General features: G+C 66.5%; 1 protein-coding gene. It reads right to left on the reverse strand.

What is annotated here, in order from left to right; all coding sequences use genetic code 11:
• Nucleotides 1-172: 172 nt before the first annotated feature.
• Nucleotides 173-702: S66 peptidase family protein (locus D3H34_RS33320; RefSeq protein WP_491047164.1), on the reverse strand; the 530-nt coding region annotated here is incomplete at its 5' end.

Consider the following 702-nt stretch of genomic DNA (forward strand, 5'->3'; position numbering starts at 1 on the left):
GCGCAAGGGCATGCGCGCGCGTAAAAAATGACCCCCACGCTGGCTCGCTTCGCGTAGCTGCGCTGCCCCCCAAGGGGGCCGCGTCTTGCCTTGGGGCGGCCCGACGGCAAAAAGAACAGGGCCGCTACTTGGAGTAACGGCCCTGCGAGGAGAGGAGCTGCCAGAGGCCAAATCAGTGGGTATGGCCCCAGTAAATCAAGGCATCACGCCCTTCAACGGAAAGCGAGACTTTCGCGCCCACGGGCAGCAGCACCTTGGTCTCGACATGGCCGAACGGCAGGTTGGTCAGCACCGGCGCCTGGATCTGCGTGCGCAGCCAGTCGACCACGCTTTGCAGCTTGTAGCCCTTGTCGTGCGCGGCCAGCTTGTAGCCCGTGAACTGGCCCAGCACCACGGCCTGCTGCTTGCCGAGCACGCCCGCGTAAAGCAGCTGCGTCAGCATGCGCTCGACGCGATAGGGGTGTTCGCTCACGTCCTCGAGGAACAGGATGCCGCCCGGCACATCGGGCAGATAGGGCGTGCCGACCAGCGAGGCGAGCATCGCCAGGTTGCCGCCCCACAGCGTCGCGTCCTGCAGATAGACGTCGGGCACGGCCGGCGAGCCATCGGCCAGCGGCGCCTGCTTGTTCATGCGCCAGCCGCTGCCTTCGCCACGGCCCGCGAGCAGGTCGTCGAAGCAGTCGAGCATGATGTCGTCGGGTT

The organism is Acidovorax cavernicola, from assembly GCF_003581445.1.